The organism is Neorhizobium sp. PAMB6630 (assembly GCF_058242775.1).
In genome coordinates, this window is record NZ_JBZAYV010000002.1 from 1,399,179 (window position 1) to 1,414,222 (window position 15,044).

Here is a 15,044-nt window from a genome sequence, read left to right on the forward strand (position 1 = left end):
GCCAAGACAAGAGCGAAGCCCGGCAGCCGGTTTCGCCTTGCGCCGTCATCGCGCCGGCATGGCGAGGCCGGATGGCTCCGGCGACGTTCCAGAACCCGGCGGCCTGGGGCCAAACGCTGTCTGCACGATGGCGACCATGCGCGACAGGGCCGCATAAGAGTTCGAAATTGCCTCTTCGCGGGGGGTCAGGATATAGCGCCCGTTGCGGCAGGCGGACAGAAACCTGCAAAAGCCCGGCACCATTCTTTCCATGGCGGCAATCTCTGCCCTGGCGCCCTGTTTGCGGTCGGAGCGGTAAGGGTCAAAGATCACATCGGCATCGAGATCCGGCAATCGCTCGACGCTGACGACAATGCTTTGGCCTGCGGGAATGTCATCGATCAGCGGCGGGAAGCGGAAGCCGGCATCGCGCAGCACCTGCCCGATCGCGCGGTAGCTCTGGTAGACATTGAGCTTGCCGCGAAGGGGCTGGAAAACGGAAACTAAGTGCCTTTCCGGCTGCACCTCTGCCTTCATCAGGGCCAGCTGCGCGCGGTAACGGCTGTCCAGCCGCCTGAATTCGGCTTCTTTTCCGGTGGCAGCGGCAAGCAGGGCATAAACATGCGGCGCGCCGAGATCGGAATTGATCACAATGGTCGGCGCGAGTTTTTCGAGCGTCTCCACCGGCGTGGCACGCGAAATCTCCGTGACGATCAGATCCGGCTTCAGCGCGGCAACGGCCTCCAGATCGGTCTCGGCGGCACCGATGAAAGCAATGTCGCTATTGTCAAAATCTATACCTGTCAGCAGTTTCGACGAGCGCAGATAGGGCTTGCCGTCGCCTGCAAGCCGCCCGTGGCTGGCAATCGGCATGGCGCCGAGTTCGATGAGCGGGATCGTGACGTCGATGTCGTAATTGGAGACGATCCTTTCTGCAGGGCGCGCCAGCGTCACCGAGCGCCCGAGGTCGTCGACGATCGTCAACGCCCCTGCGACAGTCGGCGCCATCACCAATGCGATAAGGATCAACGTAAGGAGGCCGGATCGTATCACGGTTTCATATCCTGTTTCCACGGAGCCAAAGGAGAAGGATCAGGACCGGCGCGCCAATCGCTGCCAGCGAAATGCCGACCGGCAGGCGAATGGGCGAAAAGGCGATGCTGCCGGCAAGATCGGCAACCATGACCAGCAGAGCCCCGATGAGCGTGGCACAGATCAGTCGGCCCGCCAGACCCTGCCTTGGCAGGAAGCGTGCCATGTGTGGCGCAACCAGGCCGACAAAGCCGAGCCCGCCGGCCACGGAAACACTGGTTGCCACCAGAAGAACGGCTATCGCAAGGCATGCAACATGCAGCCGTGTCTGATTGATCCCAAGCGCAGACGCGGTGGCCGCTCCGAGGTCCAGAAGCTCCGCCTGCCGGGCAAGGCCAAGGCATGCGATGGCTGTCGGAACGAACACGACCAGGGCAAGGCGCACGGCCGGCCAATCCGCTCCTTCCAGGCTTCCCGCAAGCCATATCATCGCGCGTTGCAGGCTGCGGATATCGGCAGATGCCAGCAGGATGACGAGCGCCGAGGACAGGCACCAGGAGATGCCGAAGCCGATCATCACGAATTTGAGGGGACTTGCACCCCGCGCAAGGAAGCTGACCATCAGCCCGGCCAGCAGGCCGCCGGCAAGGCCAACGACCGGCCGCAATGCGAGCGGCGCCTGAGGCCATGCGAGAATGAGGGCGACGATGAGGAGGGCGGCAGCCGATCGAACGCCCATGAGGCCTGGATCGGCAAGGCCATTGCGCGTCACATGCTGCGTCAAGGCGCCGGACAGCGCCAGCATGGCGCCACTCAGCATGGACAGGCATAGTCGTGGCGCGCGCAGGCTGCCAAGGATGATGCTGTCGGTCTCGTTGACCTGCTCCAGTCGCAGCCAGGCAAGGATCGTGGCAAGCGGGATCGGGCGGCTGCCGAGCGAGAGGCCGAGCCAGACAACGAGAAGCAGGCAGAATGCAAGAAGAAGGTTTGCCGCAAGCCCTCGCACGGCAAGGCGGGTGGAAAACGGACCGAGGCGCAGGGCAAGGCGTCGTGCATTCCTTGCGGGCGGGGGCATAAGGAAGCGGCTCATGTGAGCCTCCTTGCCACCAGCCAGATGAAGACGGGGGCGCCGGCAAGTCCGGTCAAGGCCCCGGTCGGCAGTTCGGTCGGCGCCAGAAGTCCGAGGGCCAGAATGTCTGCCGCAAGCAGGATCGCGGCTCCTGAACCGGCAACCAGCAGGAAGGCCCCCAATGAGGGACGCTGATGCAGGCGGGGCCAAAGGGCCGGCGCCATCAGGCCGACGAAGCCGATCGGGCCGACAAGGGAAACGGCGGAACCGCACAGCAACGCCGTCACGACGAGCGCAGCGACACGGGTTTTGCGCACCGAGGCGCCGAGCGCGACGGAAATGCTCTCGCCAAGGCTGAACGTGGCAAGCTGCGGCATCAGCAGGCAGCCCGCCACAAGCCCGAGTGCGACGGCCGGTAAGGTTGACCAGACGGAGGCGGAGCCAACGCCGGCAGCATCTCCCACCAGCCAGAAACGCAACTGCTCCAGCGTGTCCTCGTTCAGGATGAGGATTGCGGAGACAAGGGCACTGGCAAGTGCGGAAAGCGCAATCCCGAAGAAAACCATCCTGACGGGGTCGAACCTGCCGGATCCCACCGCAGACAGGGCGAGGACAAGACCGAACAGGCCGGCTGCGCCGAGGCTTGCGGCAAGCGGCATCAGGATGTCCGGCAGCCCGACCGGCTGGTAGGTGGTCACCAGCACGACGGCAAGGCTTGCTCCCGCATTGAGGCCGAGAACATGCGGCTCCGCCAGACGATTGCGCATCGCCACCTGCAGCAGAAAACCCGCCGCCCCGAGCGCTGCTCCCGCAACGATGCAGGCGATTGCACGCGGCAGCCTGAGGGACAGGATCACGAAATGGTCGAACGCGTCGCGATCCGGGGAAAGGATGGCATCGAGCATGACGGTTGCCGGAATGGGCCGCGCACCCTGCTGGATGTGGAGAATGGCCAGCACCGCCAGAACGGACAGCATCGGCAACAGAACGGGCCTTTCGCGGCCTTGACCGGCGCGGCTCATGGCGATCATGGCCGGGCTTCCGGCTGCCGCGACGTGCAGGGCAGAAAAACCGGCAGCCCGTTTTGCGGGTGCGACAGGCTGACCACCGGCATCTCGAACACCTCTTCTATGATCCGGCCATCGCATTGCGACGGGTGCGTCAGGACGTGGCGGATCCTGCCCGCCTTCAGGAAAACCAGCCGGTCGGCATATTGAAGCGCCATGTTGAGGTCATGCAGGACACAAACCACCGTGCGACGATGACGGCGGACCAGATCGCGCAGAAGATCGAGAATGGCGACCTGATGGGCGGCATCGAGAAAGGTGGTCGGTTCATCGAGCAAAAGCAGCGGGGTTTCCTGAGCCAGCACCATGGCAATCCAGGCCCGCTGCCTTTGCCCGCCGGACAGGGTTTCCACCGGCCTGTCGGCCAGATCGCCGATCGCGGCGAGGGCGAGCGCTTCGCCAACGGCTGCTTCATCCTGGCGGCTCCACTGGCTGAAAAAGCCCTGATGGGGAAAACGGCCACGGGCAACCAGGTCGAACACGCTGAGACCTTCCGGAACGGGCGGCTGCTGCGGCAACAGGCCCAGCACGCGCGCCACGTGGCGGCTGGGAAACGTCGAAAGGTCGCAACCGTCGAGACGCACACATCCGCCAAGCGCCGGCAGCAGGCGGGCAAAACCCGCAAGAAGGGTCGATTTTCCAGAGCCATTGGGCCCCAGCAGTGCCGTCATGCAGCCTTCGAAAATATCAAGTTCGATATCCTGGACCACAGCCTGCCCGCCATGTCCGACGGAAAGCGCTTCTGCCGTAAGCCTGCTTCTGGTCGGCGCGTCGCCGGATCTGCTGGTCATGCTCGAAAATGCTCGCGTTGCGGAAGCGGGTTTGTCTGCATAGTTGAAAGTAGTAGTCAACTATAAGCGTCCGTGCTTTTTGTGTCGGAGCCCTTCATCGCCGGTCCTTGCTGCCGTTAGGCTGCCCTTTCGATGCGAGGCTGGAAGTGTCGTCTGCCGCACCCTGCAGCCCGTTCTGCAATCGTCATCCCTGCCCGCTTCCGATTGGGTCTTTTGTTTTCATTGAGAAAATCTGTAGTTTTGGCCAGACATTGCACCAGTCCATCCGACAGATCGGGCCCTTTGCCACCGCAATGCTCACCTCGCCGTTTCCTCGGTCGCCACGCAGAAAAACTTGACTACTACATTCCACTATCGAATGACTGGTCAACCCAGTTCAAACCACACGTGACCTTTGATGAGAATGCGCCACCATATCGCCCTGCTTTGCACGACCCTGTCGCTTGGCCTCACCTGCAATACGTTCGGCCCTGGCGCCCTGGCGCAGGACGGTGCAGCGCTTCAACTGGACCCGATCTTCATCAATGGCGAGAACGACAAGGCGGCATACAAGACCTCCCGCACCGCAACCGCAACTCGCACGCAGACGCCGGTCAAGGACATACCGCAGGCGGTGACCACGGTCGCACCGCAAGTCATCCAGGACAAGGCGGCGAGCAGCCTGGACGACGCGCTGTCGGATGTCAGCGGCATCACCCAGGGAAATACGATTGCCGGCGCCAACGACGCCATCATCCGCCGCGGGTTCGGCGAAAGCCGGGATGGTTCCATCCTGACCGACGGCCTCAACACGGCCCTGCCCCGCAGCTTCAACGCCACGACGGACTATGTGGACGTGCTGAAGGGGCCGGCCTCCACGCTCTACGGCGTGCTTGATCCGGGCGGTATGATCAATGTGGTCACGAAGAAGCCGCAGGACAGCTTTGCCGCCGAAGCCTGGACGAAATTCTCCGCCTATGGCGCCGGGCAATATTCCAAGAAGGCGGGCTTCGACATCACGGGGCCGATCACGGATACCGATCTTTCCTACCGCCTGATCGTCGAGGGCGAGGATGGCGATTACTGGCGCAATTTCGGCAAGAACCGCAACTGGCTCGTCGCACCATCGCTGTCATGGGAAGGCGAGGACACAAAGATCGGCATATCCTACACGCATCAGCACTACCTCAATCCCTATGATCGCGGCACTGTTTACGACACCGCCAACCGGCAGTTCCTCGACATCAGCCGCCGGCAGCGCCTGGACGAAGACTGGTCGGAGGTGGATGGCGATTCCGATCTGATCAAGCTGTCGCTGGACCGTGAGCTGGGCGACGACTGGAACCTGGCGCTGAACTACGGGTGGAGCAAGGACAGCTTTTCCGCCGACCAGACCCGTGCCACCGCCTACAACGCAACGACCGGCGTGCTGACCCGCCGCTCGGACGTGCGCGGCTATTACGATACCACCGTCCACTCGCTGCGGGCGGACCTGACGGGTAGCGAGGAACTTTTTGGCTTCAATAACGAGTTCCTGTTCGGCGCGGCCGTGCGGGACGAGCGCATTTCCCGCGCGGCCCTGCAGCAGTGCAACGTCGGCAACCGCTTCAATGTCAATCAGCTCGTCTACGACGCCATATCGCCCTGCACCTACGATGCGGCGACTTCGACGCGGGAATATCAGCGCCAGCGCACGCAGTCCGTCTACGCCCAGGACCGCATCCACCTTTCGGACGAGTGGATCGCCGTTGCCGGCCTGCGCCTGGACCATTATGACGTCGTGGCCGGCAGCGGCAGCACGGTCAACAGCGATACCGACGGGCTGGCGCTGATCCCCAATGCCGGTCTTGTCTGGTCCCTCAGCCCTGAAGCGTCGCTCTACGCCAATGTTGCACGGACCTTCAGGCCCAACAGCTCGATCAACAGCGCCTATGGCAGTCTCGATCCGGAAAAGGGCATTTCTTATGAAATCGGCTCGAAGGTGGATTTCAACAGCTGGCTGAGTGGCACGCTGGCGGTTTACTACGCGGAGAAGAAGAACGTCGCCTATTCGGAAACTGTGAATGGAAAGACGGTTTATCGCACCGCCGGGCTGGTCCGCTCCAAGGGCATCGAGCTTGATCTCGCCGGTCAGCTGACGGACGACGTACAACTGGTCGCAAGCTATGGCCTGACCGATGCAGAGGTGGTGGACGATCCCGATTACGCCGGCAACAGCCTGGCAAACGTCGCAAGCAACACGGCCGCCTTGCGTCTGGCCTATGATTACGGCGCGGTGTTCGGCGGCCGCGGCAGCCTGCGTTTCGGTGGCGCCGTGCGCGCGGTCGGCCAGCGGGCCGGCGACGCCGCCAACAGCTTCTACCTGCCCGGATACGGCGTCGCCGATTTGTTTGCGACATACCGGATCGAACGAGAGCACCCGGTCGAGATCCAGCTGAACCTCAACAATATCTTTGACAAGGTCTATTACACATCCTCGATCGGCAATTCGGCCTATGGTGTTGCCGTTGGCCAGCCGTTCAATGCAAGTCTGACAGTGCGGGTGGCCTTTTAAAACGGTGGACGCGGAGGCGCCCACGCTCCCGGCTCCAAGCGCCCTGCGCCACCGTTTTCAGTTCGGCGGACGCACTGACGAGCGACGCGGGGATGCGCGCCAGAACCGCTGTCGCCGCCGCTGCCTGTTCCACGGCGTGGAGACGCGCGTCGCGGGGATCGTTCCCGGCCAGTTCCGCCCGTGCATCTTCGATCGCCCGCTGCAGCCCCTCACCTGTGGCCATGTCGCGAGTCATCCCGACGAGGGTCGCAATCTGCTTGCTCCGGGCGTCCAGGCCGCCGGGCGGCATCATCGTGCGGCTGTCCCAGGTCAGCAGGTTGACGGCACACAGAACGTCGTTGAGCCTGGCGATCTGCTGTTCGAAGGCATCGAAACTCATGGGCACTGATCCTGTCGGCTGGTCATGGCGGCATAGGGTCTGAATGGTCCATACGTCACGGCCATTGGACTATGAGATCCGGCAAAACTCTGTAATTGTTCTATTATATTGATACAATTCCTTGGGGCATAGCGGCTTCTGACTGCGGTTCCACGCGATCTATTGACTGATGTCAGTCTGAGTGAAAAGATCGTATTATTCTCTTAATACGGAGATCGACGCTCGCCATGCAGCTCGCCATCGATCGTACATTGCCGGTCTCCCTGCGCAGCCAGCTTCACGGCCTGATCGAGTATGGGATCAGCTGCGGCGATCTTGCGCCTGGAGAGGCACTTCCATCCGTGCGGGAGCTGGCGGAAACGCTCGGCGTTGCTCCGATGACGGTCGCTCAGGTCTATGCCGACCTGAAGGCCGCAGGTCTCGTCGAAACCCGCCCGGGAGCCGGCACCTTTGTCAGCAATCACCAGCAGGTGCAGGCATTACCGCAGGGCGCAATGTCGACCCTCTACAGGCAGATCGACGCTCTGATCGACCAGAGCCGCAAGCTGGGCCTGCGATCGGTCGACCTGCTAGCGGCCATCGGTGGGCGCGTTTCGCACAGCACCTCCCAAGACCGCAAGCGGCGCATCCTCATGATCGGCCTGTTCGGCGAGGCGACGGAAAGCTACGCCCGGTTCATCGCCGAACGCCTGGGACCTGAGGTGATCGTCGAGCCGGTGACGATTGGCGCCCTAGAGAGTGATTTGGCGACACGGGCGCGTGCCCGCGCAGCGGATCTTGCGGTGACGATCATGAGCCGGCAGAAGCAGGTCGAGGCGCTCCTGCCGGAGACCCGCGTGGTGGCTATCCGATTTACACCCTCACAGGAAACCCGGCGATCGCTCGCGTCGCTGGATTCGCTTGCACGCATTGCAGCCGTCTCCCGTTTTGCCGAGTTCCTTCCGATCCTGAAGAGCGGCGTGACGCGGTTTGCACCGCATGTCGCCGACGTGGCCGCAGACACGATCGACAGTCCCGGGCTGCTGGCGAAGGTCTCGCAGGCCACTGTTCTGGTGTTTGCCACGGGGGCCGAAGCCATACTGGCGGAGATCCCCCATGACATGCCGAGCATCGAATACCGCCACGCCCCCGATACCGCCGATATCGAGCGGATCATCGTGCCGGCCCTGCGTCTGGTCGGCCAGGAGCCACGGTCGGACGCGACCGACCAACAAAATAACGATCTTGTGCAGAAGGAAACGACGTAATGAGCCAGCCGATCGTGATCTGGGGAGCGGGCGCCATTGGCGGCACGCTTGGAGCCGCCTTCCTGCGGGCCGGCGAGGATGTCATTTTCGTCGACACCGTCAAGGACCATGTGGATGCCATCAACGCTGGCGGCCTTCGCATCGCCGGGCCGATCTTCGAGGGCGCCTTCAAGGCCAAGGCCTGCCTGCCCCAGGACCTCCATGGAGAATTCTCGCGCATCTATCTCTGCGTCAAGGCGCATCATACGGAAGATGCCACACAGGCGCTGGTGCAGCATCTGTCATCGGACGGTTACGCGGTCTCCGCCCAGAACGGCTTGAACGAGCAGGTAATTGCACGTATCGTCGGCGAGCATCGCGTCGTCGGCTGCTTCGTCAACTTCGGTGCGGATTACCTGGAGCCGGGCCTGGTCCACTACAGCGGCCATGGCGCCGTCGTCATCGGCGAACTCGATGGTCGGTTCTCCGATCGCGCCGAGGCGATCTATGAGCTGCTGAAGCAGTTCGAGCCGGGAGCGCTGATCACCAACAACATCTGGGGCTTCCTGTGGGGAAAGATGATCTACGGGGCGCTGCTGTTCGGCACGGCGCTGACCAATGACAGCATTGCCGATGTACTGGACAACCAAGCCGCGCGTCCGGTCCTGCGCAAGCTCGCGCTTGAGGTGGCAACCGTCGCGGCGATCAACAACATCACACCAGAAGCTTTTGACGGTTTCGATCCCTCGGCCTTCGGTCCGCTTGCACAACAGCAGCAGACCGATCGCTCCTTCGACGACATGGTCGCGCACAATCGTCGCTCGCTGAAATCCCATTCCGGTATCTGGCGCGATCTGGCGGTGCGCAAGCGCAAGACAGAAGTGGACGCCCAGGTACTGCCGGTCGTATCGATCGGCCAGGATTCCAAGGTTCCGACGCCGATGGTGGCAAGACTGGTGGAGATGATCCACGAGATCGAAGAAGGTCGGCGTCCGCTCGACCTCGCCAACTTGGAAGAGCTTGGAAAGGCCGGCGCATGAACATTTCATTCGAGGACAAGATCGTCGTGGTAACCGGTGCGGCACACGGGTTCGGGCGCGCGATCGCCCACGGATTTGCGAGCCGGGGCGCCCGCGTCCACGCATGCGACGTGAACGAAGCCGGCCTCGAAGAGACGGTCTCGCTGTGCGGCGGCCATGCCACCGCCCATATTCTCGATGTCGGCAATCGTGCCGACGTCCAGGCCCTGGTCCCCTCCTTCGGCGCCGTTGATATTCTCGTCAACAATGCCGGTGGCGTGCGTGGCCAGATCGGGCGCCCGATCGAGGAGATCAGCGAAAGCGACTGGCAGGCCATTCTCGACGTCAACCTGTCGGGCGCCTTCTTCATGGCGCAGGCGATTGCACCCGCCATGAAGAAGAAGCGGGCCGGCCGCATCATCAACATCTCCAGCGGCGCAGGGCTTGGCATCTCGCTCACGGGCATCCAGTCCTATGCCAGTGCCAAGGCCGGCCAGATCGGCCTGACGCGCCAGCTCGCCCATGAGCTCGGGCCCTGGAACATTACCGTTAACAATGTTGCGCCGGGCTTCGTGAGGTCCAATCCCGCAACGGAACGCCAGTGGGAAGCGATGGGCGAAGACGGCCAACAGCGGCTTATGAACAACATCGCGCTGAAGCGCCTCGGCAGCGCCGAGGACATCGCCGCCATCGTGATGTTCTTCGCCTCGGACCATGCGAGCTGGATCTCCGGCCAGATCATCAGCGTCGATGGCGGCAAGTGAAACGGTCGAGGCCGCCCAGGCCGGGCGACCTCGATATCGTTTCCGTAAGCAGTCAGTCGGGCTGGATCCGCAAGACGTCCGAATGGGTGCCGACAAAGAACTCGCCCTCTGGCGTCACCCAGCCACGGAACATGCCATCGGTATTGTAGGGGGCGGTGATTGATCCGTCGGCCCCGACGGCGACAAGACCCGCGCCGATATTGTGTTGCTTCAAGTCGTGCTGGACGACCTTGGCGGCCGCAGCCTCCAGGCTTTCGCCGAGGTAGGCGAAGCGGCTGGCAATCTCGTGGCCAACGGCATAGCGCATGAAATACTCACCCTTGCCGGTACCGGACACGGCGCAGGCCCCGTCACGCGCATAGGTGCCTGCGCCGATGATGGGAGTGTCGCCGATGCGACCGTCCGGCTTGTTGTTATAGCCGCCCGTGGAGGTGGCGGCCGCCAAATGCCCGTCGGCATCGAGCGCCACTGCGCCGACAGTCCCGTGTTTCTCTGCTTCGCTCGCCTTCGCAGCAGTGCCGGCCACCGCATGCGCTTTCATGGCCGCAAGCGCCTTGGTACGTCGCTCGGTGGTGAAGTAGTCGGGCTCGACCATGTCGAGACCCGACTTCTCGGCGAAGGCGTCGGCTGCCGGTCCGCCCAGAAGGACAGCGTCTCCGGCTTCCATGACGGCGCGGGCGGCTTTGATCGGGTTCCGGATGCGCTGGACAAGCGTGACGGCGCCGGCTTCCAGCGTCCTGCCGTCCATGATCGACGCATCGAGTTCGTGCCGGCCCTCGGTGTTCAAGGCAGCGCCGTAGCCGGCATTGAACTGAGGGCTGTCTTCCATGACGACGACTGCGGCCTGAACCGCATCGAGCGCCGAACCACCAGCCTCAAGGACATTCCAGCCGGCCTTCAGCGCGCGCCCGAGATCGATGCGCGCCGCCGCCCAATCCTCGTCGCTGAGGTCGAGCTTTGCCATGACGCCGCAGCCGCCGTGAATTGCAAGAGCGATCTTTCCCACCGGTATCCTCCCATTGATGTCTGTGTTCTTTCCCGCAAAAAAGCCGGGCAACGCGCCCGGCCGATTGTTGCAGTTCGACGTCCGCCCTTACTTGGCCGGGCGGATGTTCATCGCCAGCGTATCCTCGTCCGAACGGGGAACGATGCTGATGTTCTTCTTCATCCCCCAGGCGGTAATCGTCGATGCGATCGCGAGGTATGGGCGATCACTCGCGACGAGCGCATTGGCATCCATCAGGAACTTTTCCCGCTTTGCCGTATCCATCTCGACAGCCGCGTCTTCGATCAGCTTGTCCATCGTCGGGTTGACGTAGCCACGCAGATTGAAGGCGCCGAGCTTCTTGGCCGGATCGTTGGAATGCGTCAGCGACGACAGCGTGTAGTTCGCCTCGCCCGTCAGCGTTCCCCAGCCGGACATGGTCATGGAATAGTCGCCGCGGGTATTAGCCGGGAAGAATACCGCACCCGGCTGGGCATTGGCTTCGACCTGGATACCGACGGCCGTCAGCATCTGGGCGATCGTCGTTCCGACGTCCTTGTCGCCTGGCAGGCGGTCATTTGTGAAGGAGAACGTCACCTTGAAGCCATTCGGATAACCTGCTTCGGCGAGCAGCGCCTTGGCCTTGGCGGGATCGGACTTGGTCGGTTTCACATCCGGGTTCCAGCCAAAGATATTCGGCGTCACCAGCTGCGACTGAACAGTGCCCATGCCTTCCATGGCGATTTCGGTGAGTGTCTCGCGGTCGATCGCCAGATCGAAGGCTTCGCGCACCTTGGCATCCTGGAAGGGGTTCTTGGGAAGCGGCGACCCGTCCTTGGCGCTGACCTGCGGAGGCTTGTCGCGGAAGTCGAAGGCCATGTTGAACAGGTAGACGCTGTCCTGGCGGATGATGGAGAGCTTGCTGTCCTGCTCTAGGGTCGGGACGTCCGAGGACGGAATGCGTGCGATCAGATCGACCTGGCCGGCCTTCAGCTGCGCGACACGGGCCGCGTCATTGGGAATTTCCTTGCGGATCACCTTGTCCCAGGGCTCCTTTTCGCCCCAGTAACCGTCGAACTTCTCGACGACGAGCTGTTCCTTCGGTGTCCAGGAAACGAACTTGTAGGGGCCGGTGCCGATCGCTGCCTTGCCCGAATTGAAGCCTTCCGCCGCCTTGTCGGCGCTGGCGGAAAAGTCCTTGGCTGCCGTGTGCGAGACAACGAACAGGCGGATGAAGTCGTTGGGCAGGGTTGGCGCCGGGCCGTCGGTCTTGATACGGATCGTATAGGGATCAACGATCTCGATACCGCGCACGCGCCGCACATAGATGGTTGTCGGGTTAGGCCCCGTCACGGCCGGGATGCGCTCGATGGAAAACTTGACGTCCTCGGCAGTAAAGTCCGAACCGTCGTGGAATTTGACGCCCTGGCGCAGCTTGAATTCCCAGGTCGTGGCGTCGACGGCAGTCCAGCTGGTGGCAAGACCCGGCTCCAGCTCGAGATTGTTGCCGGATTTCACCAGCGAGTCGAAGATGTGCTTCATAGCCTCGGCATGGGTGCCGGCGGCCGTGAAATGCGGGTCGACCGAGAGCGGGCCAGCCCGCACCCCGATGGTCAGATCGGCGGCAAGTGCCGCGGAAGATACGCCGCCAAGCAGGGCAGAAGCCAGCGCGACGGTATGCAGAAGCTTGGAAATTCTCATTCTTCGTTCTCCTCTATATTTATCGTTGGTGGCGAGACAGGTGAATTCACGACGACCTTTGCCAGAAGCTCGGACAGCATCAGCATTTCAGCCGGGGTCAGCGCGGAGACCATGGCTCTCTCACGTTCGACCATTGGCTGCATGGCCGCATCGACGATGCGCTTGCCCTCATCTGTGATGTAGAGGACGAAGCTGCGCAGATCCGCCGGATCGACCTCGCGGCGGATGATGTCCTTGTCGATCAGCTTCTGGATGGCCCGGCTGATCGTGTTCTTCGGAAAGCCAGAGGAAATGCAGATCGCGCTTGCGGTCAGCCCATCCGCGAGGCCAAGCGAATAGAGCACGACGAATTCCGGCCGCGGCAGACCGAATTCCTTCTCCGTCCAGCGGTAGATCGGCACATTGAACTGCAGTGCGAGGAAGTTGATGCGGAAGGAAAGCCAGCATGGGTTTTCCCAAAGCTTCACGCCCACCAGTGCATCGACGGGCTCGGATCCCGACAAGGTCTTTCCACCCTGACGAAGGAGCGTTTCGAGGGACGCTTGTTCCAGCTGCACCGTCATGTTCGCGTCAGTCTCCACTCGTTTTTTGTACCGTATGGAACTTGACCGGCTGTTATTTGCCTGTCAATCTCTTTTTTTAGTTCCGTATGGAACTGCATCATCCCTATGATGCAGCGCATTCGGAAGCCTATTTTTTATGCATATGCGTCGGTTCTGATTGAGCTGACCGCCACCGCAAGACAGGAGTTCTTGATGAAGATTGCCGACATGAACTGGATGCAGGTGGAGGAGCGCGCCGCCACGGACGACCGTTGCATTCTCCCGATCGGCAGCGTCGAGCAGCACGCCTATCTCAGCCTTGCGACAGACATGATCCTTGCCGAGAAAGTGTCCCTCGATGCGGCCGAGCCATCAGGCGTTCCGGTTTTCCCGGTTCTGCCGTACGGACTTGCCTCCTCCTTCGCGACCTATCCCGGCACGCTGACCTTGTCGCTTTCCAGCTATATCGGAATCATCCGAGACCTGATGGACAGCATCCACCGCTCTGGTTTCCGCCGCATCCTGATCGTCAACGGCCATGGCGGCAATGCGCCGGCGACCGTGGTGATCTCGGAATGGCTGAATGCCCATCCCGACAGTTCGGTGAAGTTCCACGACTGGTGGCGCGCGCCCAAGACGCTGGCCAAGGTGCAGGCGGTGGATCCTGCTGCCTCGCATGCGTCCTGGATGGAAAACTTCCCGTGGACGCGCACGACCGACCAGCGTCAACCAACCGGCTCAAAGCCGCAGGCGGATTATGCCCGGCTGGCGCGAATCGATGCGGCGCGCAAGCGCGAGATGCTTGGTGACGGCAACTACCACGGCCTCTACCAGCGGCCGGATGAGGACATGCTGGCGATCTGGGAGGTCGCAGTCGCCGAAACGCGGGAGCTTCTTGAGGTCGACTGGTTCTAGCTGCGCCTCGCTTCACACACGCCATTCAAACCCGCGCCAAGACGGGACGATCTTATAAGGACGGGGATATATGTTCGGCTTCATCTTGCAGCGCCTGTGGCAGGCCGTCATCGTGGTCTTTGCCATGTCGGCGCTGGTCTTTACCGGCGTCTATGCGGTGGGAAATCCCATCGACGTGCTGATCTCGCCTGATGCGACACAGGATATCAGGGCTGCCGTCATCGCCCAATACGGGCTGGACCAGCCGTTGTGGCGCCAGTACTTCTCCTTTGTCGGACGCGTGTTCGAGGGGGACTTTGGCCGCTCGCTTGTCTACAACATGCCGGTCAGCGAACTCATCCTCTCGCGCCTCCCGGCAACGCTGGAACTGACGCTGGCTGCTGTTCTGTTTGCCAGCCTCGTCGGCATCCCCATTGGCATGTATGCCGGCTACAAGCCGCAAAGTTTCCTATCACGCGCCATCATGGCGATTTCCATCCTCGGCTTTTCGGTGCCCACCTTCTGGTTCGGCCTGATGCTGATCATGGTGCTCGCCGTGCAGTTCGGGGTCATGCCGGCTGGCGGACGCGGCGAGACGGTCAGCCTCTTCGGCGTCGACTTCAGCTTCCTGACCGCTAACGGCCTGCAGCATCTCGTCCTGCCGGCGCTCAACCTCGCGCTCTTCAAGTTCTCGCTGATGATCCGGCTTGCCCGTGCCGGTACGCGCGAGCTGATGCTCAGCGATACCGTAAAGTTCGCACGTGCCGCCGGCCTGTCGGAGTTTACGGTCCTCAGCCGCCACGTGTTGCGCTTGATCTCGATCCCGCTCGTCACCGTCTTCGGGCTGGAACTGGGCTCGACACTCGCCTTTGCCGTGGTCACGGAAACGATCTTTTCCTGGCCGGGCCTCGGCAAGCTGATCATCGACAGCATCACCTCGCTCGATCGTCCTGTCATGGTGGCCTACCTCATGCTCGTCGCGCTCCTGTTCATCGTCATCAACCTCGTGGTCGATCTCACCTATGCGCTGCTCGATCCGCGCCTGAGAAAGGGACGTGCCTGA

The 15,044-nt window shown here is 62.3% G+C and carries 14 protein-coding genes; 6 read left to right on the top strand and 8 right to left on the bottom strand.

Translation table 11 applies throughout. The features are described 5' to 3' along the window. Positions 1–45: 45 nt before the first annotated feature. Genes AC4CWF_RS25100 through AC4CWF_RS25115 form a run of 4 tightly spaced genes read right to left on the bottom strand, consistent with a single transcriptional unit; the run spans position 46 to position 3,938 of the window. Positions 46–1,029, bottom strand: a complete 984-nt coding sequence (locus AC4CWF_RS25100; RefSeq protein ID WP_491287813.1) for an ABC transporter substrate-binding protein — start codon at positions 1,027–1,029, stop codon at positions 46–48. Between the two features lie 7 nt (positions 1,030–1,036). After that, the gene (locus AC4CWF_RS25105) at positions 1,037–2,101 is read right to left on the bottom strand and encodes a FecCD family ABC transporter permease (RefSeq protein WP_491286548.1); all 1,065 of its coding nucleotides are present in this window, start codon (positions 2,099–2,101) and stop codon (positions 1,037–1,039) included. After that, complete coding sequence (locus AC4CWF_RS25110) at positions 2,098–3,111, bottom strand: FecCD family ABC transporter permease (RefSeq protein WP_491286551.1); 1,014 nt, start codon at positions 3,109–3,111, stop codon at positions 2,098–2,100. Before AC4CWF_RS25110 ends, AC4CWF_RS25105 begins: the two co-directional genes overlap by 4 nt. Beyond that, on the bottom strand, positions 3,108–3,938 hold the full coding sequence (locus AC4CWF_RS25115) for an ABC transporter ATP-binding protein (RefSeq protein ID WP_491286553.1): 831 nt from the start codon (positions 3,936–3,938) through the stop codon (positions 3,108–3,110). The genes AC4CWF_RS25110 and AC4CWF_RS25115 overlap by 4 nt, the downstream gene beginning before the upstream one ends. 397 nt (positions 3,939–4,335) lie before the next feature. Here AC4CWF_RS25115 and AC4CWF_RS25120 point away from each other — a divergent pair, with 397 nt between their 5' ends. Continuing rightward, positions 4,336–6,471: a TonB-dependent siderophore receptor gene (locus AC4CWF_RS25120; RefSeq protein WP_491286555.1), complete on the top strand. Its 2,136-nt coding sequence runs from the start codon at positions 4,336–4,338 to the stop codon at positions 6,469–6,471. On the opposite strand, the gene AC4CWF_RS25125 is transcribed toward AC4CWF_RS25120, so the two are convergent. Continuing rightward, a complete protein-coding gene (locus tag AC4CWF_RS25125) occupies positions 6,437–6,850 on the bottom strand; it encodes a hypothetical protein (protein WP_491286557.1) in 414 nt (137 codons plus the stop codon). The two genes, AC4CWF_RS25120 and AC4CWF_RS25125, sit on opposite strands and share 35 nt — an antisense overlap. A gap of 227 nt (positions 6,851–7,077) precedes the next feature. Here AC4CWF_RS25125 and AC4CWF_RS25130 point away from each other — a divergent pair, with 227 nt between their 5' ends. Genes AC4CWF_RS25130 through AC4CWF_RS25140 form a run of 3 tightly spaced genes read left to right on the top strand, consistent with a single transcriptional unit; the run spans position 7,078 to position 9,859 of the window. Then, positions 7,078–8,097 carry a GntR family transcriptional regulator gene (locus AC4CWF_RS25130; protein ID WP_491286559.1) on the top strand — a complete coding sequence of 340 codons (1,020 nt, stop codon included), beginning with the start codon at positions 7,078–7,080 and terminating at the stop codon, positions 8,095–8,097. Continuing rightward, complete coding sequence (locus AC4CWF_RS25135; protein WP_491286561.1) at positions 8,097–9,116, top strand: ketopantoate reductase family protein; 1,020 nt, start codon at positions 8,097–8,099, stop codon at positions 9,114–9,116. The genes AC4CWF_RS25130 and AC4CWF_RS25135 overlap by 1 nt, the downstream gene beginning before the upstream one ends. Further along, entirely contained in the window at positions 9,113–9,859 is a 747-nt protein-coding gene (locus AC4CWF_RS25140) for an SDR family NAD(P)-dependent oxidoreductase (RefSeq protein WP_491286563.1), read from the top strand. Before AC4CWF_RS25135 ends, AC4CWF_RS25140 begins: the two co-directional genes overlap by 4 nt. A 52-nt stretch (positions 9,860–9,911) precedes the next feature. On the opposite strand, the gene AC4CWF_RS25145 is transcribed toward AC4CWF_RS25140, so the two are convergent. The 3 genes from AC4CWF_RS25145 to AC4CWF_RS25155 all read right to left on the bottom strand — a co-directional run bounded on the left by AC4CWF_RS25145 (position 9,912) and on the right by AC4CWF_RS25155 (position 13,108). After that, positions 9,912–10,865, bottom strand: a complete 954-nt coding sequence (locus tag AC4CWF_RS25145; RefSeq protein ID WP_491286564.1) for an isoaspartyl peptidase/L-asparaginase family protein — start codon at positions 10,863–10,865, stop codon at positions 9,912–9,914. A gap of 87 nt (positions 10,866–10,952) precedes the next feature. After that, a complete protein-coding gene (locus AC4CWF_RS25150) occupies positions 10,953–12,545 on the bottom strand; it encodes an ABC transporter substrate-binding protein (protein ID WP_491286566.1) in 1,593 nt (530 codons plus the stop codon). Then, positions 12,542–13,108, bottom strand: coding sequence for a MarR family winged helix-turn-helix transcriptional regulator (locus AC4CWF_RS25155; protein WP_491286568.1), 567 nt, complete (start codon positions 13,106–13,108; stop codon positions 12,542–12,544). Before AC4CWF_RS25155 ends, AC4CWF_RS25150 begins: the two co-directional genes overlap by 4 nt. Before the next feature lie 192 nt (positions 13,109–13,300). Here AC4CWF_RS25155 and AC4CWF_RS25160 point away from each other — a divergent pair, with 192 nt between their 5' ends. Next, a complete protein-coding gene (locus tag AC4CWF_RS25160) occupies positions 13,301–14,002 on the top strand; it encodes a creatininase family protein (protein ID WP_491286570.1) in 702 nt (233 codons plus the stop codon). Between the two features lie 70 nt (positions 14,003–14,072). Next, on the top strand, positions 14,073–15,044 hold the full coding sequence (locus AC4CWF_RS25165; protein WP_491286572.1) for an ABC transporter permease: 972 nt from the start codon (positions 14,073–14,075) through the stop codon (positions 15,042–15,044).

Bases quoted from the DNA above. Each gene is read 5' to 3' on its own strand.
- AC4CWF_RS25105 (WP_491286548.1), bottom strand. From the start codon at position 2,101: ATGAGCCGCTTCCTTATGCCCCCGCCCGCAAGGAATGCACGACGCCTT.
- AC4CWF_RS25110 (WP_491286551.1), bottom strand. From the start codon at position 3,111: ATGATCGCCATGAGCCGCGCCGGTCAAGGCCGCGAAAGGCCCGTTCTG.
- AC4CWF_RS25115 (WP_491286553.1), bottom strand. From the start codon at position 3,938: ATGACCAGCAGATCCGGCGACGCGCCGACCAGAAGCAGGCTTACGGCA.
- AC4CWF_RS25120 (WP_491286555.1), top strand. From the start codon at position 4,336: ATGAGAATGCGCCACCATATCGCCCTGCTTTGCACGACCCTGTCGCTT.
- AC4CWF_RS25125 (WP_491286557.1), bottom strand. From the start codon at position 6,850: ATGAGTTTCGATGCCTTCGAACAGCAGATCGCCAGGCTCAACGACGTT.
- AC4CWF_RS25130 (WP_491286559.1), top strand. From the start codon at position 7,078: ATGCAGCTCGCCATCGATCGTACATTGCCGGTCTCCCTGCGCAGCCAG.
- AC4CWF_RS25135 (WP_491286561.1), top strand. From the start codon at position 8,097: ATGAGCCAGCCGATCGTGATCTGGGGAGCGGGCGCCATTGGCGGCACG.
- AC4CWF_RS25140 (WP_491286563.1), top strand. From the start codon at position 9,113: ATGAACATTTCATTCGAGGACAAGATCGTCGTGGTAACCGGTGCGGCA.
- AC4CWF_RS25150 (WP_491286566.1), bottom strand. From the start codon at position 12,545: ATGAGAATTTCCAAGCTTCTGCATACCGTCGCGCTGGCTTCTGCCCTG.
- AC4CWF_RS25155 (WP_491286568.1), bottom strand. From the start codon at position 13,108: ATGACGGTGCAGCTGGAACAAGCGTCCCTCGAAACGCTCCTTCGTCAG.
- AC4CWF_RS25160 (WP_491286570.1), top strand. From the start codon at position 13,301: ATGAAGATTGCCGACATGAACTGGATGCAGGTGGAGGAGCGCGCCGCC.
- AC4CWF_RS25165 (WP_491286572.1), top strand. From the start codon at position 14,073: ATGTTCGGCTTCATCTTGCAGCGCCTGTGGCAGGCCGTCATCGTGGTC.